Genomic DNA, 22,413 nt, shown 5'->3' with positions numbered 1-22,413 from the left:
CAACCGCTTGCGCTTCAGATCAGAACTTCTTCTCGTCAGCGGGAGGCGCATTCTACAGCGTTCAAAACCGCTGTCAACCACCTCTTTCAACCGCTTTCGATCTACCTGATCGAAGCAACCAACAAGATCAAACCACCACCTTGTCAGCCCGGCGCATTCTACTCGAATTCGCCATCCGGTCAATCTCTTTTTTCATCCAACTCTTTGAATTTCAAGGAGTTTTCCGATAGGACTGCGCCGGAAGTGGTGCGCATTATAGGGGACCAAATCTAACCGTCAACTCCTTTCTGCAAAGTTTTTGCCATCTTCTCGCGAGCTGTCGCTAAAGCGGTCGCCACACTCGGCAGACGCAACAGCAGCAGAGCTGCGCCACATAACGCGTAGACCAGCCATTCGCCTATATCGGAGCGCACTACCCATAGCACGTGGAGCAACGCCAGACCGAGAATCGGATATACCAGCCGATGCAACTGCCGCCAACGCATGCCCAATCGACGCTGGCTGTAGCGATTAGACGTCAGTGCGAGAGGTAGCAGGCCAAGTAGCGCCAGCGCACCGACGATGATGTAGGGGCGTTCGTTGATGTCCGCCAGCAGACGATCAAAACGCAGGCCGAGAATGAACAGTAGATAGCCACCAAGATGCAGCACTATATAGAAGAAGCACCACAGCCCCAGTTGACGCCGCACCGCCAACCAGCCACCCCAGGCCGTCAAGCGGCGCAACGGGGTCATGCTCAGTGTCAGCAACAGTAGGATCAGCCCACCCTGCCCCAAGTTATCCACCAGCACCTTGCCGGGATCGGGTCCGGTTAGTCGCTGCAGTCCTTCGTACAGCCAATACAAGGGAAACGACAAGGCCGCGAGGAACACCAACCCACGCCAGAACGGGAAGCGCATCAGTAATGCTTCCGCAGATCGAGACCGGCATAGAGGCTGGCTACTTCGTCATAGCCGTTGAACAGCCTGGTATCGATGACATTCGGGCTGAACAGACTATTAGGTAAACGGCGCTCCGTCGCCTGGCTCCAGCGGGGGTGGTCAACCCCCGGGTTCACATTGGCGTAAAAGCCATATTCGTCGGGCGCCAGACTTTCCCAGGTGGTTTTTGGCTGCTCCGCAACCAGACTGATACGCACGATGGACTTAATGCTCTTGAAGCCGTACTTCCACGGCACCACCAGACGCAACGGCGCACCATTCTGATTGGGCAGAACGCGCCCGTAGAGACCCGCCGCCATAATCGCCAGAGGGTGCATGGCCTCATCCATGCGCAGCCCTTCTACATAAGGCCAGTCGATCAGCGAGAATCCGGAGCGCACACCCGCCATCTGTTCTGGCGCCACCTTGGTTTCGAAGCGGACGAACTTGGCATTGCCGGTCGGCTCGGCGCGTTTGAGCAGTTCGCCCAGCGGGAAGCCGAGCCAGGGGATGACCATCGACCAGGCTTCGACGCAGCGCAGACGATAGATGCGCTCCTCCAGTCGATGCGGCTGGACCAGCTGTTCAAGCGATACCGGGCCAGGCTTGGCCACCTCGCCATCGATCATCACCGACCAGGGTTCCACCTCGAGTTTGCCGGCATGGCGCGCCGGATCACCCTTGTTGGTGCCGAACTCGTAGAAGTTGTTGTACTGCGTGACATCTGGGTAGGGCGTCAGCGCCTCTTCACCCACGGTTACCGCCTGCCAGCGCACATCGGGTAGCTTCTCGGCAAACCAGTCGGGCATGGGACCGGGTTCGACATCCGCATATCGAGTGGCGTCCGCTTGCGCAGGCAGCACACTCAACGCCATGGCTCCGCCAGCAGCGGCCATGAAACGGCGCCGGGATAGATAAACGGCTTCGGGGGTGATATCGCATTCGCGCTCTGCGGATGCGGGAGGGGTCTTGATCAGCATGGCGGGCTCCACAGCCTGGACATCGAATACGCCAGTAGACTGCGGAGCCGCAAGGAAATTACATCACTCGGCCGCTTTGCGCCGACGCAGTTGCAACAAATATTGCACAGGACCGGACGCCGCATAGGCGAGGAAGATCAGCAGCAGGATGCGGGGCGGATCGCTGAACACCACGGCAAACACCAGCACCACGATCAGGATGGCCACGAAAGGCACACGCCCTTTGAGGTCCAGGTCCTTGAAGCTGTGGTACTTGATGTTGCTGACCATCAGCGTACCGGCGGCCGCCACCAGCAGGGCGACCACGAAGGCCATGTTCGAGCCCTTGATGCCGAAGTCGCTGAACGCCCACACGGTACCAGCCACCAACGCCGCAGCAGCCGGACTGGCCAGGCCAATGAAGTAGCGCTTGTCTGCCTTACCAACCATGGTATTGAAGCGCGCCAGACGCAGCGCAGCACCGGCCACATAAATGAAGGCGACCATCCAGCCGACCTTGCCCAGGCTACCTAGGGCCCACTCGAAGGCGACCAACGCCGGGGCGACGCCGAAGGCGACCATATCGGACAGCGAGTCGTATTCGGCGCCGAAGGCGCTTTGGGTGTTGGTCAGGCGAGCGACGCGACCATCAAGACCGTCGAGCACCATGGCCACGAAGATGGCGATGGCGGCATGGTCGAACTGGCCGTTCATGCCGTTGACGATGGCATAGAAGCCGGAAAACAGCGCCGCCGTGGTGAACAGGTTGGGTAACAGATAGATGCCACGGTGGCGGACCTTGCGGCCCTCGGCATCCTGACCTTCTTCCACGTGTTCATCGATGGGCAGCAGGCTCTCCGGTTCGGGAGCCTTGCCGGAGTCCTCGGGACGTTCGTTCATGAACAATACCTTGCAGCGATTGGATGAGACTTCGACCGGTACCACCGACGCAGGTTCGCCGGCGGTACGGCTAAACAAGTGGGCTTTATACCAGAAGCCCGCTACGCGCATAAAAAAACGCGGCCGAAGCCGCGTTCTTTTTCGAACACCAAAAGACTCAGTTCTTGGTCTTGTCGACGATCTTGTTGGCGGAGATCCACGGCATCATCGCACGCAGCTTCTCGCCGACCACTTCAATGCCGTGAGCGGCATTGTTGCGGCGGTAGGCGGTCATGGACGGGTAGTTGGCCGCGCCTTCCTGGATGAACATCTTGGCGTATTCGCCGTCCTGGATGCGCTTCAGGGCGTTACGCATGGCCTGACGGGATTCGGCGTTGATGACTTCCGGACCGGTCACGTACTCACCGTATTCGGCGTTGTTGGAGATCGAGTAGTTCATGTTGGCGATGCCGCCTTCGAACATCAGGTCGACGATCAGCTTCAGCTCGTGCAGGCACTCGAAGTAGGCCATTTCCGGCGCGTAGCCAGCTTCGACCAGAGTATCGAAACCGGCTTTGACCAGCTCGACGCAACCGCCGCACAGAACGGCCTGCTCACCGAACAGATCGGTTTCGGTCTCGTCCTTGAAGGTGGTTTCGATGATGCCGGTACGGCCGCCACCAACGCCACAGGCGTAGGACAGGGCGACGTTCTTGGCATTGCCGGAAGCGTCCTGGTAGATGGCGATCAGATCAGGGATACCGCCGCCTTTGACGAACTCGGAGCGCACGGTATGGCCCGGGGCCTTCGGCGCGATCATGATCACGTCGAGGTCGGCACGCGGCACGACCTGGTTGTAGTGGATGGAGAAGCCGTGGGAGAAGGCCAGGGTGGCGCCTTTCTTGATGTTCGGCTCGATCTCTTCCTTGTACAGGCGGCCCTGGAACTCGTCCGGGGTCAGGATCATGACCAGGTCGGCATTGGCAACGGCAGTGGCCACGTCGGTCACTTTCAGGCCATGAGCCTCGGCCTTGGCAACGGTAGCGGAGCCCTTGCGCAGACCGATGGTGACGTCAACACCGGAATCCTTCAGGTTGCACGCCTGAGCGTGGCCCTGGGAGCCGTAGCCGATAACGGCGACTTTCTTGCCCTGGATGATGGAGAGGTCGCAGTCTTTGTCGTAGAAAACTTTCATGTTCTGGGCTCTTCTGGATCGAATGGAGGAGGTGCTCAGCACCGCTACGGAGGCACCTTAAGCGATCCTTACCATTGCGTAAAATGATATATTTGCAATACAACGTGCCGATATATGAAACAGATATGGACAGCCACGCACTCAGGCTTTTTCTTTCTTTGGCAGACAACCTGCACTTCGGCAAAACCAGCCGTGAACAGCACGTCAGCCCTTCCGCTCTCAGCCGTAGCATCAAACAACTGGAAGATGAACTTGGCGCCCCGCTATTCCTGCGCGACAACCGCTCGGTCCGCCTAACCCGCGAGGGACAACAGTTTCGCGGATATGCCCAGGAGGTCATGAACGGCTGGCAGGCCATTCGCCAGACATTCAAGCAGGACCAGCTGATCCTGCACGGCGAGCTCTCCCTGTATTGCTCAGTCACGGCCAGCTACAGCTTTTTGTACGACATCCTCAGCAGCTTCCGGCAGAACTACCCGCGCATCGAAATGACACTGCACACCGGTGACCCGGCCAAGGCCGTCGAACGCGTGCAGCAGGAACTGGAAGACTTGGCTATCGGCGCACGCCCGGACAGCCTACCGGCCGACATCGAATTCCAGCCCATCGCTCGCTCCGAGCTGCGCTTTATCGGCCCACAGTCATCCCAGCTGCTCAGCGATGAACAACTGAAGCATCCCGACGCCGATAGCTGGCGCGATGTGCCGATGATCCTATCGGAAGAGGGCCTGGCGCGGACACGCACCGACCGCTGGCTGAAGAGCCACAACATCAAGCCGCGCATCTACGCTCAGGTGAGCGGCAACGAAGCCATCGTCAGTATGGTGAGCCTGGGGTTCGGTATCGGCGTGGTACCGCAGATCGTGCTGGACAACAGCCCGCTGGCCGCGCGCATCCGCATCTATGAGATTCAGCCGCCACTTACCGCCTACGACATAGGCCTGTTCGCCCTGCAGAAGCGCCTCAAGGACCCGCTGATCGCCGCCTTCTGGAACCGCGAGAAATAAAAAGCCCCGCACTAGGCGGGGCCTTCTTTGCAACATGGACGATCAGATACTCAGGACCTTGTCGCCACGCGCAATACCGGTGACACCGCTGCGCACGGTTTCCAGGATCGACGCGGTGCCGATGGCCTGGATGAAGCTGTCCAGCTTGTCGCTGGTACCGGTCAGCTGGATTGTGTAGACGCTGCTGGTCACGTCGACGATCTGCCCGCGGAAGATGTCGGTGGTGCGCTTGACCTCGGCGCGCTGGGCACCGGTGGCCTTCACTTTGACCAGCATCAGCTCGCGCTCGATGTGGGCGCTTTCCGACAGGTTCACCAGCTTGACCACTTCGATCAGCTTGTTGAGGTTCTTGGTGATCTGCTCGATCACATCGTCATGCCCCACGGTGGTCAGCGTCAGACGCGACAGGGTCGGGTCTTCGGTCGGCGCCACGGTCAGGCTTTCGATGTTGTAGTTCCGCTGGGAGAACAGGCCAACCACGCGCGACAGGGCACCGGGTTCGTTTTCCAGCAACAGGGAGATGATATGGCGCATGTTCAGGTCCGCTCCGTCTTGCTCAGCCACATATCACGCATGGCACCGCCGCGAATCTGCATCGGGTACACGTGCTCGCTGGTATCCACGGCGATGTCGAGGAACACCAGACGGTTCTTCATGGCGAAAGCTTCTTCCATCTTCGGCTTGAGGTCTTTCAGGTCGGTGATGCGCATGCCCACGTGACCATAGGCCTCGGCCAGCTTGACGAAGTCAGGCAGCGATTCCATGTAGGAGTGCGAATAACGGCTGCTGTACTGCATGTCCTGCCATTGGCGAACCATGCCCAGGGCACCGTTGTTCAGGTTGATGATCTTTACCGGCAGGTCGTACTGCAGGCAGGTGGACAGCTCCTGGATGTTCATCTGGATGCTGCCTTCGCCGGTGACGCAGGCCACGTCGGCCTCCGGGAAGTTCAGCTTGACGCCCATGGCGGCGGGGAAGCCGAAGCCCATGGTGCCCAGGCCGCCGGAGTTGATCCAGCGATTGGGCTTGTTGAACTTGTAGTACTGCGCCGCGAACATCTGGTGCTGGCCCACGTCGGACGTGATGTAGGCGTCGCCACGGGTCACTTCGCTGAGGGTCTCGATCACCGCTTGCGGCTTTATGATGCTGCCGTCGCCCTCGTTGTAGGGGAACAGGCGGCCGCTACCGCGCCATTCGTCGATCTGTTTCCACCAGTTGGCGACGGTTTCCTTGTTCGGGGTCTCGCCGATCTCCTTGAGGATGGCGACCATCTCGGTCAGCACGCTGTCCACCGGACCAACGATCGGGATGTCGGCCTTGACGGTCTTGGAGATCGACGCAGGGTCGATGTCGATGTGGATGATCTTGGCGTTCGGGCAGAACTTGGCTGCGGTCTCACCGTTGATCACGCGGTCATCGAAGCGCGCACCAACAGCCAGGATCACGTCGGCGTGGTGCATGGCCAGGTTGGCGGTGTAGCTGCCGTGCATGCCGAGCATGCCGACGAACTGGCGATCGGTGCCGGGGAAGGCGCCAAGCCCCATCAGGGTATTGGTCACCGGGATGTTGAGCATACGCGCCAGCTCGGTCAGCGGCTCGGAAGCGCCACCCATGACCACGCCGCCGCCGGAGTAAAGGACCGGACGCTTGGCGGCCAAAATCATCTCGGCGGCCTTGCGGATCTGCCCGGAATGACCACGAGCAGCCGGGCTGTAGGAGCGCAGCTTGACCTTTTTCGGATAGCTGTACTCGAACTTCTGCGACGGATCGCCCATGTCCTTGGGAATGTCCACGACCACCGGGCCTGGACGGCCGGACTGGGCGAGGTAGAAAGCCTTCTTGATCACTTCGGGGATTTCCGAAGGATGCTTGATGATGAAGCTGTGCTTCACGATTGGACGCGAGATACCGACCATGTCGGTTTCCTGGAAGGCATCGGTACCGACCACGGTGCTGGGCACCTGACCGGAGATGATCACCATCGGAATCGAGTCCATGTAGGCGGTGGCAATGCCGGTGATAGCATTGGTCGCCCCCGGGCCGGAAGTCACCAGCACCACACCGGCCTTGCCGGTAGCGCGGGCGTAGCCGTCGGCCATATGAGTGGCGGCCTGCTCGTGGCGAACCAGGATGTGGGTAACTTCCGGTTCCTTGAACAGGGCATCGTAGATGTGCAGGAGGGCACCGCCCGGGTACCCATAAATGTACTTAACGCCTTCGTCACGCAGCGAGCGGACGACCATTTCAGCGCCGGATAAAAGCTCCACGTTGTTCACCTCTAGAACGCCAGATCACCACCCGACAACGAGTGGTCCTTTGAGTAGGTCTTACTGGTCAGCGGACGAGCGCGACTGTGGTCGCGGATAATGCAGGGGTCTGCCTGACGAGTAGCGGAACGGCCCAATCTTGCGGAGCCTTTCCTTCCCAGCGCGAGGTAACGCGTTGCGGGTGTAACGGGGGTCGGCACGGGTAGCGCCTTTTTCCACTGAGCTGAGGGACGCTTGCGGCGGACCTCACAACAGCAGGAAGGGCCGATTGTTCGGATTAGCTAACGCCAAGTCAAGTTATACGTCACAGTTTCTTGCGCTGCCGGCTTGTGACATGGCGCAGGATGAAGATTCGCGGGTTTTGGTTATAGTAACGGGCAGGTTTTGCTGCCGATAAAAGGAAACGACATGCGTCGCATGATTCTCGCGTGCAGTGTGCTGCTCGCCCTGAGCACCGGTGCCACTGCCGGGCAGATTTACAAGTGGGTGGATGGCCAAGGCAATGTTCACTTTGGCTCGCAGCCGCCGGAGGGACAGGATGCTGCCACGGTGAACCCCAACATCTCACAGCCCAAGCTTGCGGCACCACCTGCAGCGCCTCAGCAAGAATCTGCTGAAAAGGCTCAGGAAGATGCAAATGAGCGAGTACGGAAGGAAGTTGCAGAGCAAGAAGCCGAGCTCAAAAATTTCTGCGACAACGCCCGGTACAACCTCGCACAGTTGCAGAACAATCCGCGCATCCGGATGGAAATTGATGGCGAGCTGCGCCATCTAACGGAAGAGGAGCGCCAGGAAAGAATCAGCACCGGAGAAGCTGCTCTTAAGAAGAACTGCCAATAACCACCGGCACCCACGGAGCGCTCAGCGAGCGCTCCCAATCAATCGATCGAATTCTCCCAGAGCCACCAGCAGCGCTCGCGCCTGAGCCTCACGACCGGGCCAGCTCATCTCCGCCATCTCACGAATACCGGACACCGGCGGCAATGGCCCGTCGGTCTCCAGCACCTGCTTCATGCGCGGCAGGAAAATCCACTGCAGCCAGGCCTCGAAGTCCAACGTATCCACGCAGAACGGCTCCTTGCTGGACAATGCCTCGGCCGAAGGAGTCTCGACCGACCACCACCCCAGCAGACGCAATTCGCGCTCGATCAGCAGAAGCTGATCGGCCAAGGCCGAGAGGCGCGAATCCATCAGAGATTGACCCGTGCCCGCTCACGAGCCTGAGCGGCGCCGGCGGGATCGCCCTGGCGTTCACGAGCCTGACCGATCAGGCCCCACAGGCCTGCCTGCAAAGCTGGGCGGCCATTGGCAAAACTCAGGCCGCGGCGCGCCAGCTGTTCGGCCTGAGCCGCATCCCCCTGGGCCAGGCGCACCTCGGCGAGACGATAGAGCACCTGAGGCTCCCGCGGAGCGATGCGCTGGGCACGCTCCAGGCTTGACGAGGCACCTTCCAGATCACCGCTGCCCTGCTGCTGCTGGGCGCTGGTAAGCAGCGCCAGCACCGGACCATCCAGCTGCTCGTCACCGGCCAGGCTGCCGCCGGCGGGAATGCCGCTAGGCATGCTCGGCGTGCTGGGCTGCTGATAGGCACCCGCGCCGGAGATCGGCCCCGTACTCAGCGGTGCAGAACCGTAGGTGGCCGGTGTGGCACTACTGCCATCCGGATAGGTTTCCAAAGGGGCCGAAGAAACGCCGCCCGGCACCATCACCACCACACCGGAATCCTCCGGCAGGCTCTGGGTCTGTGCCTGTTGCGGCTGGGCACTCGTTGCGCCGCGGCCGGCGAAGGCGCCCTGCTCATCTTCCATCAGCCGCCCAGAAGAGTCCTGCACCGGAATCGAACCCCTGGGCACACTGGCGCAACCGGACAGAACCGCAGACGCCAGCACTACGCAAACCCACCACTTAGCCATGCATTTCCTCACTTCAGCGAATTCAGTTGAGCCAGCCACGCACCCAGTCCATCACGTTGTCTGCCGGAGCCTCCAGCAGGCCGCAAGGCTGACCGGGAGCCGGCTCGCTGCCACGGATATAAGGTATTTCCACCGCATTCGGGCAGCCAGCGGCGGAGCCCTGGCCGCTATAAACGTCCACCCAGGCCGGGGTGACATTGTCCGGCATCGGCATGTCCAGCGGCAGCGGGTCGGCCTTTTTCATGAAACCGGTCCAGACCTGCAGGGCACCGGTGGCGCCGGTCAGCGGCGTCGTGCCGTTGTCGTCGCGCCCCATCCACACCACCGCCAGAAGATCCTGACTGAAGCCGGCGAACCAGCTGTCACGCGAGTCGTTGCTGGTACCGGTCTTGCCAGCCAGATTCAGCGACGCCGGTAGTTGACTGTACACCGAGCGCCCGGTGCCTTCGCGCATGACCCGCTGCATGGCGTTCTGCACCAGGTAGATGGCGCCTGGATCGAAACGCTGCTGGATCTGGAAGGGATAGCGCTTGAGCGGCTCGCCCTCGGCGGCAAGTACGCTGCGAATACCGCGCAACGGCGTATTGAAGCCGCCGTTGGCCAGGGTCTGGTACATGGTGGCCACTTCCATCGGGCTCAGCGCGCCAGCGCCCAGCAGCATCGAAGGATAGGCCGGCCACTCACGCTCGACGCCCAGGCGCTCGAGGGTTTTGAGCACATTCGGCACTCCCAGTTCCAGGCCGAGCTTGGCGGTCGACAGGTTGTAGGAATTGGCCAGGCCCTGATAGAGGTAGATGGAGCCGTGGGCCTTGCCGTCGTAGTTCTTCGGCCGCCAGACCTGGCCGTCCTGGCCCTTGACGGAGAACGGCGTGTCCTCCAGCCAACTGGTCAGGGTGTACTGACTCGGGCGCTCCAGGGCGGTGAGGTACACGGCCGGCTTGATCAGCGAGCCGATCGGGCGATTGGCGTCCAGTACCCGGTTGAAACCGGCGAAGCGCGGCTGGCGGCTGCCGATCAGCGCCTGTATCTCGCCGGTCTCCGGGTTGGTCACCACCATGGCCGCTTCCACTTCGTCCACACCCTTGCGCCCGGACAGGCGCTTGAGGGTCTCCCCCAGCGCCGACTCGGCCTTGAGCTGCAGGATCGGGTCGAAGCTGGTGAAGATGCGCAGGCCTTCTTCGGTCAGGTCTTCCTCACGGTAATCCTCGCGTAGCTGACGCTTGACCAGATCGAGGAAGCCGGGGAAGGAACTGTCGGCCAGGCTACCGCGCTTGGTCACACCCAGCGGCTTCTGCTTGGCCGCCTCGGCCACTTCGGCGGTGACCACGCCCTGCTCCGCCAGCAGATCGAGCACCAGATTGCGGCGCTTGAGCGCCAGCTCCGGATTACGCCGCGGGTTGTATACGGTCGGCCCCTTGACCATGCCGACCAACAGAGCCACCTGCTCCAATTTCAGCTCGCCCAGCGGCTGACTGAAGAAGTACTGGCTGGCCAGACCAAAACCATGCACCGCGCGCTGGCCGTCCTGACCGAGGAACACCTCGTTGAGGTAAGCCTCGAGGATTTCCTTCTTGTCGTAGTGCAGCTCCAGCAGCACCGCCATCATGGCTTCGGTCAGCTTGCGGGTCAGGCTGCGCTCGCTGGTGAGGTAGAAGTTCTTCACCAGCTGCTGTGTGAGGGTACTGCCGCCCTGGCGCAACTGGCCGGCCGAGGCGTTGATCCACACGGCACGGGCGATGCCCTTGGGCGATACGCCAAAGTGGTTGAAGAACTCGCGATCCTCCACCGCCACCAGTGTCTCGACCAGATACGGCGGCACCTGATCCAGCTTGATCAGGATGCGATCCTCATGGTGCGCCGGATACAGGCCACCGATCAGCAGCGGCTCCATGCGCGCCACCGCCAGCTTGGCGCCGCTGCCCTGATTGAGACCGGCCACGTAGTCGCCGGAGAACTTCACCCGCACCCGCTGGGCCGGCTCGTTGCCTTCATAGAACTGGAAGCCGCGGGTATGCAGGTCGACCAGATTGCCATTCACCGCCGCCGCACCCGGGCCGTTGGCGGCTCCTTCACGACGATAGCCGAGGGCATCCAGCTCGGTGAGGAAGTCTTCCTTGCTCAGCTTCTGCCCAACGAACAGCTCCAGCGGCCGCGCGTAGACCTTGGCCGGCACCGTCCAGCGCTTGCCGGAGAATTTCTCCTGCACCACGGCATCCAGGTAAACGGCGAAACCGGCCAGCAGCACCAGGCCAACCAGCGACAGCTTGAACAGCCAGCCCAGCCAGGAACGGCTGCTGGCGCGGCGCTTGGCGCCTTTGCGGGGGGTACGGGAACGAGTCATGGCGCGGCATTATACGCACTTTGCCAGGGGCCGACAGGCGCGCCCCGGCGGTTTGCAGAGCGCCTCACAGCGGCCATAATGCCGCCTCTTATCGATGCCAGAAGCACAAGGAAAGACCGTGAGCCAAGCCCTGATCGCCGCCCTGCAGAACCCGGCCCTCTACCCCCATCCGGTGGAAGGATTCCAGGTCATCGAGACGCACATCTCCTGGGTGCTACTCACTGGTCCCTACGCCTACAAGATCAAGAAGCCGGTCAACTTCGGTTTTCTCGACTTCACCGACCTGAGCAAGCGCCAGCACTTCTGCGGCGAAGAGCTGCGCCTCAACCAGCGCCTGACCGAAGGCCTGTACCTGGACGTGCTGCCGATCACCGGCAGAGAGAACGCCCCCCAACTGGGCGGTGAAGGCACAGCCATCGAATACGTGCTGAAGATGCGCCAGTTCCCCCAGACCCAACTGCTCAGCGCCGTACAGTCGCGCGGCGAGCTGACCCCGGCGCATATCGACGCCCTGGCTCAGCAGATCGCCGAATTCCACGGCCGTACCCCGGCTGTAGCCGTCGACCACCCGCTGTGCGAGCCACAAGCCATCGTCGCGCCGATGCGCCAGAACTTCGTGCAGATCCGCCCGCTGCTGTCCGACGCCGCCGACCTGCGCCAGCTCGAGGCCCTGGAAGGCTGGGTGGAAACCAGCATCGCCCGCCTGGAGCCGCTGTTGGCCCGGCGTGCCGAGGCCGGCGCGATCCGCGAGTGCCATGGCGACATCCACCTGGGCAACGCGACCCTGCTCGATGGCAAGGTCGTGCTGTTCGACTGCATCGAATTCAACGAAGAGTTCCGCCTGATCGACATCGCCCTGGACGCTGCCTTCCTCGCCATGGACTTGGAAGACCGCGGCCTCAAGGCCCTGTCGCGACGCTTCGTCAGCGCCTGGCTGGAGCGCAGCGGCGACTACGACGCCCTGGAGCTGCTCAACCTCTATAAGGCCCACCGCGCTCTGGTGCGGGCCAAGGTCGCGCTGTTCAGCCTGGCTCACCAGAGCGATGCGGTGCAGAAGGCCGCCACCCTGCGCCAGTACCGCAACTACGCCAACCTGGCGGAGAGCTACAGCGCCATTCCCACGCCGTTCCTGGCCATCACCAGCGGCGTCTCCGCCGTCGGCAAGAGCCAGGTGGCGCTGCGTCTGGTCGAAGCCCTGGGCGCCATTCGCCTGCGCTCGGACGTGGAGCGCAAGCGCCTGTTCGGCGAGCAGCCAGATGCCGCCAAGGGCAGCCTGAACGGCGGCATCTACAGCGCCGAAGCCAGCACCGCGACCTATGCTCGACTGCATCAACTGGCGGAAAGCGCACTGCACGCCGGCTTCCCCGTGGTGCTGGACGCTGCCTACCTCAAGCACGACCAGCGCGCCGCCGCCTGGCAGGTCGCCGAGCAGAACGGCGCGCCATTCCTGATCCTCGACTGCCAGGCTCCGCAGGATGTGATCGCCGCCTGGCTGCAGCAGCGCCAGGCCGAGGGCAGCGACCCGTCCGACGCCACCCTGGAAGTGATTCAGGCCCAGCAGGCCAGCCGCGACGCACTGAATGCCGACGAGCAGGCCCACAGCCGCCGCATCGACACCCATCAGGCAGCCAGCCTCGATGGCCTGATCGACAGCATCCGCCAGCGCCTGCCCGGGCTCTGAGCCGCACCATTCGGGGCCTGTCTATACTGCCGACAGGCCCTGAATGGAGGCACCCCATGAGCCAGCCCCGCCAACTGGATAACCCGCTCTACCGCCTGCTGCGTGACGAGAAGGTTGCCGACTTCAACAAGCAGAAACCCAAGGACGGCTCCGTCGACCTGCGCGGCGCCGATCTGCGCGGTCTCGACCTGCGTCTGCTGGACGCCAGCCACATCGATTTCACCGACGCCTACTTCCGTGGTGCCGACCTGCGTGGCCTGGACCTGCGCGAGGCCAATCTGGAAGGCGCCAGCATCGCCCACGCGCAGATCTCCGGCGCCTACTTCCCGGCCCAGCTGTGCGCCGACGAGATTCTCCTGTCCATGCAGTTCGGCACCCGCATGCGCTATCGCCCTCTCTGATTCCGAGGATCCATGAGCGAGATCACCCGCCTGTTCGGTAATCGTGCCGGCGCCTATGCCAGCTTCCGCCCGCAATACCCCGACAGCCTGTTCACCTGGCTGGCCGCCAACAGCCCCGGCCAGGAGCGTGCGCTGGACATCGCCTGCGGCAACGGCCAAGCCAGCCGCCCCCTGCTGAACCACTTCCACCAGGTGCTGGCCTGCGATGGCAGCCCCGAACAGCTGCGCGCCGCCCCCGACCTGCAGGGCATCGACTGCTTCGCCGCGGATGCCAGCGCCCAGCCCCTGGCCGATGCCAGCCTCGACCTGATCGTGGTGGCCCAGGCCCTGCACTGGTTCGCCACGCCGGCATTCTTCGCCGAGACGCGCCGTCTACTCCGGCCGGACGGACTGTTTTGCGCCTGGTGCTACAGCCTGCTGCGCATCGACGCTGCGCTGGACGCGGTGCTCGACGACTTCTACTGGAACACCCTGGGCGGTTACTGGCCCAGCGGCCGCGCCAGCGTGGATGCCGGCTACCGCGATATCCAGCCGCCGTTTGCGCGCATGGAAGTCCCCGCCTTCGCCATCGAGCTGGAGTGGGATCTGCAACAGCTGATGGGTTACCTCGGCACCTGGTCCGCCGTGCAGAAGCTGGAACAGGCCAGCGGCCGCGATCCCCTGCCGGAGCTATTGCCCAAGCTGCGCCAGGCCTGGGGCGACGGGCAGCAAAAGCGTTTTGTGCGTTGGCCGCTACACTTTCTCGCAGGCCTCCCGACCCGGCCTCAATCGTGACAGCGCAGAACGGCAAGGAGGCGCCATGAACGATGAACTGCAACACCTGAAGAACCTGGGCAAGACCTCGGCACAGTGGCTGCATGCAGTGGGCATTCACAGCGCCAACGACCTACGCCGCCTGGGCGCGGTGGATGCCTACCGGGCAGTGCGCGCCCGCGGCTTCCGCGCCTCCAAGGTCCTGCTCTATGCGATCGAGGGCGCCTTGCTCGACGTCCACTGGAACGATCTGCCCCCTGGACTCAAGGCCAGACTCAATGGCCAGCTGGACGAACCTGGGGCAAGCAACAAGAGCTAGCTCACAACCTCCGAGCGGCGGGATTTACCTGTACCACGTCGCCACCTATTGTTGCGGACACCCGCGTGCCTTATCGTCAGCGCAGCCAGTTCAAGGAATTACCGTTATGTACCTACTCGGGGAGCAACCGGCCTACGCCGACCAGCTGATCCAACGCCTGCAGAGCATTCCCACGCAGTTGCTCGACGGGCTGCAGCCCAGCGGTGCCTCCCTGCGCCTGGAACAGGTCGATGACCTGGCGAAGATCCTGCCCGGCAACCAGCTGTACATCATCGAAAACGGCCTGCTGCACGCCCAGGTCGATGAGCGCCCGCTGTTCTACCTGCAGGAAGGCGATCTGGTCGGCCTGCGCCAGGGCATCGACCTACCCAGCTGCCGCTACAGCAGCGAAGAGCAGCTGAGCCTGGTTCCCTATGCGCGCAACGAGGTGTTCAAGCACATCTACGGTAGCGAGCAGCGCCAGGAGCTGTTCATCCAGTACCTGATTGGCCATACCGCCCTGCTCTCCGACGCTCTGGCTCGCCTCAAGCAACCGGAAATTCGCCCGGCCACCGGCTTCCAGCACTTCGCCGCTGGCGAGGAGCTGATCCACCAGGGTGACGACGCCGACCACGTGTTCGTGATCATCGAGGGCCACGCCGAGGCCCATGTGGACGGGCAGAAGGTGGGCGACGTGCAGAAGGACGAGATCTTCGGCGCCATGGCCGTGTTCACCCGCGAGAAGCGCAGCGCCACGGTGATCGCCAGCGAGCCCTGCACCGTGATGGTCATCCCCAAGGACCAGTTCCTCAGCCTGATGCAGAGCAACCCGCGCATCGCGCACAGCCTGATCGAGAGCATGGCGCGGCGTATCGACCTGCTGAACAAGGAAGTCACCCAGCTGCGCACCCAGCTGCAGCCCACGTGAGTCCTGCCCTGACGGATCAGACCCCGGCCCAGGCCGGGGTTTGTTTTTTCGGGCTTTTGCCAACCAGTCGAAAATAATTCTCATCCGAGCGTTGACTGCAAAATGAGAATTGTTATTATTATCGCAACTGGTCGCGAGATCAGCCGATAAGCTCAAGAGACCACGCAGTCGGACTCTTCAGATTATCTCCTCATCAGGCTAATCACGGTTATTGACCCGGCACTTTGCCGGGTCTTTTTTTGCCTGCGATTCGCTCGCGTGCCAGCATGGAGAGGACATCCGTTAGCGGAGCACAACCATGGGCCAGGCCACCGCGCACCACCTGCAGTCCCTGCACCAGCAAGGCTTCGCGCTGCTGCGAGGTGTGCTGGATAGCAGCCAGATTGCCGAACTGCGCACCGCCATCGGCGCATTGCAGCCGCAGCACTGGGACTACACCGGCCTGGTCGATCACTACAAATGCGTGTTCAACCGCGACCCGCTGTGGCTGCCCTATCTGGACCTGCCAGGTGTGATCGAACTGGCGGAGGCGGCACTCGGTGCCGACTGTCATGTGATCGGCCAGACCGCCTGGCGCTGTCATCCCGGTTTCATCGGTGCCGAGCTGCATCTCGACTACCTGGTGATGCAGCTGCCGAGCAGCCTGCTGGACGATCCGTCCTTCGAGCTGCCAATGCAGATCTGCACAGCGCAGCTGTACCTGAGCGATATCGACGAGGACCTGTGCCCGACCCTGATGATCCCCGGCAGCCACCACGCCGGTCGGCCGCCGGCGGAGGGCGAGCAGGATTGGCGTGGCCAAGCCCCCCTACCGGTATTGTGCAACGCCGGCGACGTATTGTTCCTGCGCAGCGAGTTGTGGCACGCCGGCAGTCACAACCGCACCCAGAACCGCAGCCGCTACTTGCTGCAGGTGCATTACGGCCGGCGCATGGTGGCCCAGAAGTTCTCACCTTACCTGCACTGGCGCTTCAATCCGGAAGTGCTGGCCGCCTGTACGCCGCGCCAGCGCAGGCTGCTGGGCGAGCACGAGGAAGCGGAGTACGACTGAGAACCTGTCTACGATCTCTTGACCGTCAGCCATGCTGCGTTGAAACCGAGTCGGGACGCGTAGCCTCGGGCTGCTCATTTACCGCTCGCAACTCCGCGCCCTCACCCAATTCCGCCCTGCCGGGCTCTAGCTCAAAAAGATCGTAAAAAGGCTCTAAGAGCTTACCAGCCCACGCCCAGGCCGATCATGTAGCGGCGCTCATTGGTGTCGCCATGCTCGCTGGCGACCTTGTCCCACTCGGCCTTGAGGCTGAGCGCCGCCCAGCTGTTGAGCTTGTAGCGCACACCGGCCTCGGTATCGATGACGTACTCGACCTCATCGGTGAAGGGTGCGCCCAGTTCGCCCTGGGTATACAACTCGAGATTCTTGCCGTGCAGGTAGCGCTTGTAGTCCCACTCCATGGCGGCGGAGTTGAAGTGCTCGCTTGTGCCGTCGGCAAACACGTAATCATTGCGGTTGAACAGGCCGGCCATGGAGAAGGCGCCCAACTCGTTTTCCCAGAACTGGTAACCGGGGCCGGTACCGATGGTGCGCTGGGTCTCCAGGTCCTCGACACGGTCGTGGCTGTACTTCAGCTGACCCTGCCAGAAGAATTTCTGGGTGAGAAAGCGGTCGAGGTCGTATTCCAGCTCGACCCGATCGGTCTTGCGCTCGTCGTCCTTGGTCTCGTGGTTGTACTCGGCAGCGATGCCATGCCGCCAGGCGCCGTGGCGAGCCTTGGTATCGAGATCGATGTCGTAGTCCTTGATGTCGTTCTCGGCCTGTTTGTAGTCGGCGGAGAAGTCCAGCGAACCGGTCCAGGTAAGGTCCTGCACCAGCGGCTTGGGCGGCAGCATCTGACTGATCGATGCCAGCTCCACCACGCGCGGCGCCGTGCCGTTGATCAGTTCGACCTGGCCCTGCCCGGCCGGCTTGAGCGACTTGGCATGCTCGCCGACGAAATCGTTCTGCTTCACCAGCAGTTCGCGGTCGCTTTCCAGGGTGGCGATCTTCTTCACATCCAGCGTGATGCTGCCGGCGTACTCGGTCTGCAACAGCAGCTTGCCGCTGTCGAACAGCTGAATGGTGCCGGTGAGCTTGTCGCCGTTCTTCAGCCAGACGGTGTCGGCGAGCAGCGAGGAAGGGACGGCGGCGAGCGCCAGACAGAGCAGGGAGCGGGACGGCTTCATGGGCATCGACAACGGGCTGGTCCTGGAAAAAGGCGCGCATTATCCGGATGCACGCCGTCTGAGCAAGCACAGACCGGCGAATGACCGTCTAAGTTCAGCCGAGCCGCTTACCAACCCACCCCGAAACCGATCAGGTAATGCCGGTCCGACACCGTGGTACCCAGCCCGCGCAGCTGGTTCAGCTCGTACAGCAGCGACAGCCGTGCCCAGTCGTTGAGGCGGTAGCGCAGCCCCGCCTCGCCATCGAACACGTAGTCGATCTCGTCGATCTGCGGCACCTGTAACTCGGCGTTGCTGTAGAACTCCAGGCGCGAGCCCCACAGCAGGCGCTTGTAGTCCCACTCCATGGACCAGGTATCGAAGGATAGATCGCCATAGGGCGAGTCCAGCCGCACCCGGTTGACCTGGCCGATCAGGTCGAAACGACCCAGCTCGTTATCCCAGAAGCGATAGCCCGGCCCGGTGCCGAGGATGCGCTGGCGGGTCACGCCTTCGAACTGGTCCTCATGCTGTTCGTAGCCACTGCGCCAGAACCAGTGATCGGTGAGGAAGCGGTCGAGATCGTACTCCAGCTCCCAGTTGTCCTCGGTCTTCTCGCCGTTCTCCGTCTCATGCTCCAGCTCGCCACGCAGCACGTGACGCCAGCGCCCGTGCTCGACGCGGGTGTTGCCCTTGAGCTTCCACTCGTCGGTACGATCCTCGTTGCGCTCCATGTCCAGCTTGGCATCCAGGTTGCCCTCCCAGACCCGATTCTTGAGCAGGGGGCGCGGCGGCACCAGGCGGGTGATGCTGGCCAGCGCCACCGTTTCATTGCGGCCATTGACCACCTGCACCTTGCCCTTGTCGGCCGCCTTGAGCTGGTGTCCGATCTCGCTGTCCAGGCCCTCGCGGCGCAGCATCAGGGGTTTGTCCGAGGCCAGGGTGTCGATATCCTTCCAGTCGATCAGCACGCGGCCGGCATACTTGGTCTTCAGTGCCAGCTTGCCGCCATCAAGCAACAGGATCTCACCACTTAGGCGATCACCGTTGTTCAGCCAAACGGTATCCGCGGCGACAGGCCAAGCCAGGCTCAGCAACAGACAGGACAGCAGGACACGCGACATGGCCAGACCACCGAAGAAGGAACGAAGCGACAAGGCAGAACATGCCCCAGCCCTGGAGCCAACGGCAAGTGCCGAAGGGCGCCGCGCGGCGCTGTATCTGGTGATGGCGCAGATTCCCGAGGGCAAGGTGATCAGCTATGGCGAGCTGGCCGCCCTGTCCGGCCTCGGCCGCGCCGCGCGCTGGGTTGGCCGCACGCTCAGCCAGCTGCCCCAGGACACCCGCCTGCCCTGGCATCGCGTGCTCGCCGCCGGCGGGCGCCTCAGCCTGGCCGCCGGCACACCTTCCGGCGAGGAACAGCGCGCACGTCTGCGTGCCGAGGGCCTGACCATCCGCAACGATCGCGTCGACATGCGCCGCCACGGCTGGCGCCCAATGGAGGCGAACGGTTAGAGTGCGCCCTTTGCCCGAGCCCTCGTCCGAACGCCCATGCCCCGTAGAACCTGGCGCGCCGCCCTCGCCACCTATGCCCATCCGGCCACTCTGGCCCTGCTGTTGCTGGGCTTCGCCGCCGGCCTGCCGTACATGCTGGTGTTCTCCACCCTCTCTGTGTGGCTGCGCGAAGCCGGGGTGACCCACCAAACCATCGGCTATGCCAGCCTCATCGGCCTGGCCTATGCCTTCAAGTGGGTGTGGGCACCGATGCTCGACCAGTGGCGCCTGCCGCTGCTCAGCCGCCTCGGCCGGCGCCGCTCCTGGCTGGTGCTGTCCCAGGGACTTGTGGCCTTCGGCCTGATCGGCATGGCCCTGTGTGATCCGCAGCAGCATCTGTCCTGGCTGATCGGCGTGGCCGTGGTGGTGGCATTCGCCTCCGCCACCCAGGACATCGCGGTGGACGCCTACCGCCTGGAGATCGTCGACGACACCCGCCAGGCCGCCCTGGCCGCCAGCTACATGGCCGGCTACCGCGTCGCTGCCCTGCTGGCCACCGCCGGCGCACTGTATTTCGCCGGCTGGTTCGGCAACCCGGGCGCCGGCTACCAGCACGGCGCCTGGGCCAGTACCTACCTGCTGTTCGCTATGCTGATGCTGCCGGGGGTGATCACCACCCTGTGGATGCGCGAACCGCCGGTGCCACTGCAGACGCAGATGGCCGCGGCGCGCTACGGCCTGTATCGCCAGCTGGCCTCGGTGCTGGTGCTAATCGTGCTGCTGGTGTCGGTGCCGGCGATGTTCACCCAGTTCTTCCGCAGCGACATCTTCCTGCTGTTCAGCGGCGAGATCGGCCTCGGCGAGCTGCTGCGCGAGGACCGAGCCACCCTGCGCTTCCTGCTCTACACCATCCTCACCGCCGTGTGCCTGTCGCGCATGGGCCGTCGCGGCCTGGCGCCGGTGCTGACGCCGGTCAACGACTTCATCCTGCGCTACCGCTGGCAGGCTCTGCTGCTGCTGGGCCTGATCGCCACTTACCGCATGTCCGACACGGTGATGGGGGTGATGGCCAACGTCTTTTACATCGACATGGGCTTCGCCAAGAGCCAGATCGCCAGCGTCAGCAAGCTGTTCGGCCTGATCATGACCCTGCTCGGCGCGGCCCTCGGCGGCCTGCTGATCGTGCGTTTCGGCATCCTGCCGATCCTGCTGCTGGGCGGCGCGGCCTCGGCTGGCACCAACCTGCTGTTCGCCACACTATCCGGCCTCGGTGTGATAACGGATCCGACCAGCTATGGCCAGCAGACGGTCGGTCACCTGTTGCAAGTGCTGGACCCGCACATGCTGATGCTGGTGATCACCATCACCCTCGACAACCTCAGCTCGGGCTTGGCCACAGCGGCCTTCGTCGCCTACCTGTCGAGCCTGACCAACCTGAAGTTCTCCGCCACACAGTACGCCCTGCTGAGCTCCATCATGCTGCTGCTGCCGCGCCTGGTCGGCGGCTATTCGGGCGTGATGGTGGAGAAGGCCGGCTACGCCCAGTTCTTCCTCGCCACCGCGTTGCTCGGCATTCCCACCCTGCTGCTGATCATCCTGCAGTGGCGCCAGCAGGGTAACCGGCCGCTGCCCGCGCCGAGCACGCCAGCGCCGCGCAGCGAACCCTGATCAGGCCGGCATGGTGGCCTTGATGGTGCGCGCCAGCAGCCCCGGCACGGCGATGTCGACGCCGACCTGGCGCAGGCGGTCGCGGATTTCCTCGTTGAACCTGAAGGTCACCGGCCAGTAGTCCGAGTTGGCCGTCCACACCCGCAGCGACAGGGTGATCGCGGTCTCGCCGAGGCCCGCCACCACCACCGCCGGAGCCGGGTCCTTGAGCACGCGCGGATCTTCCGCCATCTCGCGCAGCACCTGCTGGGCCTGCTGCAGGTCGCTGTCGTAGTCGACCTTAACGTCGAACACTATCTGTCGGGTGGCCTGGCGCGAGGTGTTGACGATGGCGCCGTTGGACAGAGCGCCGTTGGGCAGGATCACCGTCCGGTTGTCACCGGTGCGCAGCACGGTATGAAAGATCTGGATGCTGTCCACGGTGCCGGACTGGCCCTGGGCCTCGATCCAGTCACCGATGCGGAACGGACGGAACAGCAGGATCAGCACACCACCGGCGAAATTGGCCAGGCTGCCCTGCAGGGCCAGGCCGATGGCCAGGCCGGCGGCACCGATGGCGGCGATGAAGGAGGCGGTGGAGATGCCGATCATGGTCGCCACGCTGACCATCAGCAGCACCTTGAGCAGGATATTGGCCAAGCTGCCGATGAAGCCGGTCAGCGCCCGGTCCACCTTGCGTCCTACCATCAGCAACTGCAGGCGCCCGGTCACGCGGTTGATCAGCCACCAGCCGAGCAGCAGGGTGACCAGCGCGAGGGTCAGCTTGCCGCTGTATTCCAATACCACCGGCAGCCAGGCCTGGGACATCCGCACCAGTTCGTCGTAGGTGAATTGCATGAGCGCACTCCTCTTCGGACGGCAGAAACGACACCGCCATGGCTGGCCATGGCGGTGAGGGGTGTACTGCGTAGGATGCGCGCGCGGCGCCGGAGGTTCCCGGCAGATCAGTCGCGGAAGTTGTTGTACTGCAGCGGCATGCCGAACTCCTTGGCGCGCAGGGCGGCAATCGCCTCCTGCAGGTCGTCGCGCTTCTTGCCGGTGATGCGCACCTGCTCGCCCTGGATGGCGGCCTGCACCTTGAGCTTACTGTCCTTGATGTGGGCGACGATCTTCTTCGCCAGCTCCTTGTCGATGCCTTCGCGGAAGGTCACCTCCTGCTTCATCACCTTGCCGGATGCATAGGCGTCCTTGGCTTCCATGCACTGGCAATCGATCTTGCGCTTGATCAGGCTGGCGCGCACGATGTCGAGGACCTGCTCGAGCATGAACTCGGCCTCGGCGGTCAGGGTGATGGTCTTGTCCTTGCTCTCGATGCTGCACTTGCCGCGCAGATCGAAGCGGCGGTCGAGTTCCTTGACGGCGTTGTCCACCGCGTTGGTGAGTTCGTGCTTGTCCAGTTCCGACACCACGTCGAACGAAGGCATGGGCTTGCTCCTGATGGACGGCGCGATCCCCCTCACGGACTGAGCGCGCCTGACTTGACGATAAAATTGGCGCGCCCATTATAACC

23 protein-coding genes and 1 pseudogene are annotated in these 22,413 nt (G+C 63.1%); 11 read left to right on the top strand and 13 right to left on the bottom strand.

The features are described from left to right. Positions 1-273: pseudogene (locus IB232_RS23610) on the top strand (hypothetical protein); the annotation flags it as partial. Here IB232_RS23610 and msrQ read toward each other — a convergent pair. The 4 genes from msrQ to ilvC all read right to left on the bottom strand — a co-directional run bounded on the left by msrQ (position 270) and on the right by ilvC (position 3,953). After that, positions 270-899, bottom strand: coding sequence for a protein-methionine-sulfoxide reductase heme-binding subunit MsrQ (gene msrQ / locus IB232_RS20015; protein WP_192400317.1), 630 nt, complete (start codon positions 897-899; stop codon positions 270-272). The pseudogene IB232_RS23610 and the gene msrQ overlap by 4 nt on opposite strands. Next, positions 899-1,900 (bottom strand): protein-methionine-sulfoxide reductase catalytic subunit MsrP, encoded by a 1,002-nt coding sequence (msrP, locus tag IB232_RS20010; protein WP_192400316.1) that lies wholly within the window; start codon positions 1,898-1,900, stop codon positions 899-901. Before msrP ends, msrQ begins: the two co-directional genes overlap by 1 nt. A 63-nt stretch (positions 1,901-1,963) precedes the next feature. After that, positions 1,964-2,779 (bottom strand): CDP-diacylglycerol--serine O-phosphatidyltransferase, encoded by an 816-nt coding sequence (gene pssA / locus IB232_RS20005; RefSeq protein WP_137974867.1) that lies wholly within the window; start codon positions 2,777-2,779, stop codon positions 1,964-1,966. Positions 2,780-2,936: 157 nt separating this feature from the next. Continuing rightward, positions 2,937-3,953 (bottom strand): ketol-acid reductoisomerase, encoded by a 1,017-nt coding sequence (ilvC, locus tag IB232_RS20000; RefSeq protein ID WP_192400315.1) that lies wholly within the window; start codon positions 3,951-3,953, stop codon positions 2,937-2,939. Positions 3,954-4,078: 125 nt separating this feature from the next. On the opposite strand from ilvC, the gene ilvY reads away from it, so the two are divergent. Then, positions 4,079-4,960: an HTH-type transcriptional activator IlvY gene (ilvY, locus tag IB232_RS19995; RefSeq protein ID WP_192400314.1), complete on the top strand. Its 882-nt coding sequence runs from the start codon at positions 4,079-4,081 to the stop codon at positions 4,958-4,960. A 42-nt stretch (positions 4,961-5,002) separates the two neighbouring features. Here ilvY and ilvN read toward each other — a convergent pair whose 3' ends face one another. Together ilvN and IB232_RS19985 are read right to left on the bottom strand one after the other, a co-directional pair. Beyond that, positions 5,003-5,494, bottom strand: a complete 492-nt coding sequence (ilvN, locus tag IB232_RS19990; RefSeq protein ID WP_137974870.1) for an acetolactate synthase small subunit — start codon at positions 5,492-5,494, stop codon at positions 5,003-5,005. Between the two features lie 2 nt (positions 5,495-5,496). Beyond that, positions 5,497-7,227 (bottom strand): acetolactate synthase 3 large subunit, encoded by a 1,731-nt coding sequence (locus IB232_RS19985; RefSeq protein ID WP_192400313.1) that lies wholly within the window; start codon positions 7,225-7,227, stop codon positions 5,497-5,499. 408 nt (positions 7,228-7,635) lie between these two features. Between IB232_RS19985 and IB232_RS19980 the strand changes: the two genes are divergently transcribed. Continuing rightward, positions 7,636-8,067: a DUF4124 domain-containing protein gene (locus tag IB232_RS19980; protein ID WP_192400312.1), complete on the top strand. Its 432-nt coding sequence runs from the start codon at positions 7,636-7,638 to the stop codon at positions 8,065-8,067. A 21-nt stretch (positions 8,068-8,088) separates the two neighbouring features. On the opposite strand, the gene IB232_RS19975 is transcribed toward IB232_RS19980, so the two are convergent. The 3 genes from IB232_RS19975 to mrcB are packed head-to-tail and all read right to left on the bottom strand — an operon-like array spanning position 8,089 to position 11,481. After that, positions 8,089-8,418, bottom strand: coding sequence for a YqcC family protein (locus IB232_RS19975; RefSeq protein WP_192400311.1), 330 nt, complete (start codon positions 8,416-8,418; stop codon positions 8,089-8,091). Next, positions 8,418-9,140, bottom strand: coding sequence for a tetratricopeptide repeat protein (locus tag IB232_RS19970; protein WP_192400310.1), 723 nt, complete (start codon positions 9,138-9,140; stop codon positions 8,418-8,420). Before IB232_RS19970 ends, IB232_RS19975 begins: the two co-directional genes overlap by 1 nt. A gap of 22 nt (positions 9,141-9,162) precedes the next feature. Further along, positions 9,163-11,481 (bottom strand): penicillin-binding protein 1B, encoded by a 2,319-nt coding sequence (mrcB, locus tag IB232_RS19965; protein WP_192400309.1) that lies wholly within the window; start codon positions 11,479-11,481, stop codon positions 9,163-9,165. A 118-nt stretch (positions 11,482-11,599) separates the two neighbouring features. Here mrcB and IB232_RS19960 point away from each other — a divergent pair, with 118 nt between their 5' ends. The 6 genes from IB232_RS19960 to IB232_RS19935 all read left to right on the top strand — a co-directional run bounded on the left by IB232_RS19960 (position 11,600) and on the right by IB232_RS19935 (position 16,593). After that, positions 11,600-13,162: an AAA family ATPase gene (locus tag IB232_RS19960; RefSeq protein ID WP_192400308.1), complete on the top strand. Its 1,563-nt coding sequence runs from the start codon at positions 11,600-11,602 to the stop codon at positions 13,160-13,162. 56 nt (positions 13,163-13,218) lie between these two features. After that, positions 13,219-13,563 (top strand): pentapeptide repeat-containing protein, encoded by a 345-nt coding sequence (locus IB232_RS19955; RefSeq protein ID WP_192400307.1) that lies wholly within the window; start codon positions 13,219-13,221, stop codon positions 13,561-13,563. Between the two features lie 12 nt (positions 13,564-13,575). Further along, positions 13,576-14,337, top strand: a complete 762-nt coding sequence (locus IB232_RS19950; protein ID WP_192400306.1) for a class I SAM-dependent methyltransferase — start codon at positions 13,576-13,578, stop codon at positions 14,335-14,337. Positions 14,338-14,362: 25 nt separating this feature from the next. After that, on the top strand, positions 14,363-14,635 hold the full coding sequence (locus tag IB232_RS19945; RefSeq protein WP_137974879.1) for a TfoX/Sxy family protein: 273 nt from the start codon (positions 14,363-14,365) through the stop codon (positions 14,633-14,635). Between the two features lie 106 nt (positions 14,636-14,741). Next, positions 14,742-15,542, top strand: coding sequence for a cyclic nucleotide-binding domain-containing protein (locus IB232_RS19940; RefSeq protein ID WP_137974880.1), 801 nt, complete (start codon positions 14,742-14,744; stop codon positions 15,540-15,542). Between the two features lie 298 nt (positions 15,543-15,840). Beyond that, on the top strand, positions 15,841-16,593 hold the full coding sequence (locus IB232_RS19935) for a phytanoyl-CoA dioxygenase family protein (RefSeq protein WP_192400305.1): 753 nt from the start codon (positions 15,841-15,843) through the stop codon (positions 16,591-16,593). A gap of 161 nt (positions 16,594-16,754) precedes the next feature. Here IB232_RS19935 and IB232_RS19930 read toward each other — a convergent pair whose 3' ends face one another. Together IB232_RS19930 and IB232_RS19925 are read right to left on the bottom strand one after the other, a co-directional pair. After that, positions 16,755-17,762 (bottom strand): DUF481 domain-containing protein, encoded by a 1,008-nt coding sequence (locus tag IB232_RS19930; RefSeq protein WP_192400304.1) that lies wholly within the window; start codon positions 17,760-17,762, stop codon positions 16,755-16,757. Positions 17,763-17,869: 107 nt separating this feature from the next. Further along, entirely contained in the window at positions 17,870-18,865 is a 996-nt protein-coding gene (locus IB232_RS19925) for a DUF481 domain-containing protein (RefSeq protein WP_192400303.1), read from the bottom strand. Between IB232_RS19925 and IB232_RS19920 the strand changes: the two genes are divergently transcribed. Both IB232_RS19920 and IB232_RS19915 read left to right on the top strand, forming a co-directional pair. Continuing rightward, complete coding sequence (locus IB232_RS19920; RefSeq protein WP_192400302.1) at positions 18,864-19,256, top strand: MGMT family protein; 393 nt, start codon at positions 18,864-18,866, stop codon at positions 19,254-19,256. The two genes, IB232_RS19925 and IB232_RS19920, sit on opposite strands and share 2 nt — an antisense overlap. Before the next feature lie 36 nt (positions 19,257-19,292). After that, positions 19,293-20,903 (top strand): AmpG family muropeptide MFS transporter, encoded by a 1,611-nt coding sequence (locus IB232_RS19915; RefSeq protein ID WP_192400301.1) that lies wholly within the window; start codon positions 19,293-19,295, stop codon positions 20,901-20,903. Here the strand turns inward: IB232_RS19915 and IB232_RS19910 are convergent, their stop codons facing one another. Continuing rightward, entirely contained in the window at positions 20,904-21,740 is an 837-nt protein-coding gene (locus IB232_RS19910) for a mechanosensitive ion channel family protein (RefSeq protein WP_192400300.1), read from the bottom strand. It abuts the gene before it with no gap. Positions 21,741-21,847: 107 nt separating this feature from the next. After that, complete coding sequence (locus tag IB232_RS19905; protein WP_137974887.1) at positions 21,848-22,327, bottom strand: YajQ family cyclic di-GMP-binding protein; 480 nt, start codon at positions 22,325-22,327, stop codon at positions 21,848-21,850. Positions 22,328-22,413 lie beyond the last annotated feature (86 nt).

The organism is Pseudomonas sp. PDM15 (assembly GCF_014851565.1).
Lineage (GTDB): Bacteria > Pseudomonadota > Gammaproteobacteria > Pseudomonadales > Pseudomonadaceae > Aquipseudomonas.
Note: the sequence above shows the minus strand (reverse complement) of the source record. Positions and strands in the feature narration are given on the sequence as shown.

Coding starts and splice junctions, on each gene's coding strand:
- msrQ (WP_192400317.1), bottom strand. CDS start 899: ATGCGCTTCCCGTTCTGGCGTGGGTTGGTGTTCCTCGCGGCCTTGTCG.
- msrP (WP_192400316.1), bottom strand. CDS start 1,900: ATGCTGATCAAGACCCCTCCCGCATCCGCAGAGCGCGAATGCGATATC.
- pssA (WP_137974867.1), bottom strand. CDS start 2,779: ATGAACGAACGTCCCGAGGACTCCGGCAAGGCTCCCGAACCGGAGAGC.
- ilvC (WP_192400315.1), bottom strand. CDS start 3,953: ATGAAAGTTTTCTACGACAAAGACTGCGACCTCTCCATCATCCAGGGC.
- ilvY (WP_192400314.1), top strand. CDS start 4,079: ATGGACAGCCACGCACTCAGGCTTTTTCTTTCTTTGGCAGACAACCTG.
- ilvN (WP_137974870.1), bottom strand. CDS start 5,494: ATGCGCCATATCATCTCCCTGTTGCTGGAAAACGAACCCGGTGCCCTG.
- IB232_RS19980 (WP_192400312.1), top strand. CDS start 7,636: ATGCGTCGCATGATTCTCGCGTGCAGTGTGCTGCTCGCCCTGAGCACC.
- IB232_RS19975 (WP_192400311.1), bottom strand. CDS start 8,418: ATGGATTCGCGCCTCTCGGCCTTGGCCGATCAGCTTCTGCTGATCGAG.
- IB232_RS19970 (WP_192400310.1), bottom strand. CDS start 9,140: ATGGCTAAGTGGTGGGTTTGCGTAGTGCTGGCGTCTGCGGTTCTGTCC.
- mrcB (WP_192400309.1), bottom strand. CDS start 11,481: ATGACTCGTTCCCGTACCCCCCGCAAAGGCGCCAAGCGCCGCGCCAGC.
- IB232_RS19955 (WP_192400307.1), top strand. CDS start 13,219: ATGAGCCAGCCCCGCCAACTGGATAACCCGCTCTACCGCCTGCTGCGT.
- IB232_RS19950 (WP_192400306.1), top strand. CDS start 13,576: ATGAGCGAGATCACCCGCCTGTTCGGTAATCGTGCCGGCGCCTATGCC.
- IB232_RS19945 (WP_137974879.1), top strand. CDS start 14,363: ATGAACGATGAACTGCAACACCTGAAGAACCTGGGCAAGACCTCGGCA.
- IB232_RS19940 (WP_137974880.1), top strand. CDS start 14,742: ATGTACCTACTCGGGGAGCAACCGGCCTACGCCGACCAGCTGATCCAA.
- IB232_RS19935 (WP_192400305.1), top strand. CDS start 15,841: ATGGGCCAGGCCACCGCGCACCACCTGCAGTCCCTGCACCAGCAAGGC.
- IB232_RS19930 (WP_192400304.1), bottom strand. CDS start 17,762: ATGAAGCCGTCCCGCTCCCTGCTCTGTCTGGCGCTCGCCGCCGTCCCT.
- IB232_RS19920 (WP_192400302.1), top strand. CDS start 18,864: ATGGCCAGACCACCGAAGAAGGAACGAAGCGACAAGGCAGAACATGCC.
- IB232_RS19925 (WP_192400303.1), bottom strand. CDS start 18,865: ATGTCGCGTGTCCTGCTGTCCTGTCTGTTGCTGAGCCTGGCTTGGCCT.
- IB232_RS19915 (WP_192400301.1), top strand. CDS start 19,293: ATGCCCCGTAGAACCTGGCGCGCCGCCCTCGCCACCTATGCCCATCCG.
- IB232_RS19910 (WP_192400300.1), bottom strand. CDS start 21,740: ATGCAATTCACCTACGACGAACTGGTGCGGATGTCCCAGGCCTGGCTG.
- IB232_RS19905 (WP_137974887.1), bottom strand. CDS start 22,327: ATGCCTTCGTTCGACGTGGTGTCGGAACTGGACAAGCACGAACTCACC.